The sequence below is a fragment of the Marivivens sp. ABH4_498 genome (assembly GCF_056160585.1).
The window spans coordinates 1-264 of the sequence record NZ_JBSWXL010000025.1 but is presented as its reverse complement, the minus strand read 5'-3'; the positions used below and the strand labels follow the sequence as shown (position 1 = coordinate 264).

At 59.1% G+C, this 264-nt stretch carries 1 pseudogene; it reads right to left on the bottom strand.

The annotated features are described in order from the left end of the window. A pseudogene (locus ACXAGA_RS16495) lies at positions 1 to 264 on the bottom strand (3D-(3,5/4)-trihydroxycyclohexane-1,2-dione acylhydrolase (decyclizing)); the annotation flags it as partial.

The following is a 264-nucleotide window of genomic DNA, read 5'->3' as shown; positions in this document are numbered from 1 at the left end:
CGCGCGCCAGTTCGCCCGCATCAGGGGCCGGACGGCGCACGCGCCAAACGCGCGGTTCAAAGAAGTCGACAGGATAATCATAGGCTTCGGCTTGAACGTCCTGACAGAATGCCAGAGTCGCAGGACCGCAGTTCGCCGGATCCGTCATCGTGCGCAGTGCACGTGGCAGCGCGTACATGATCTGTTCAGGACGCGTGATGCGGTCAAAATAGCGGCTGACAGGTTTGAAACAGTCGTTTGCCGAAATGGTGCCGTCGTCAAAAT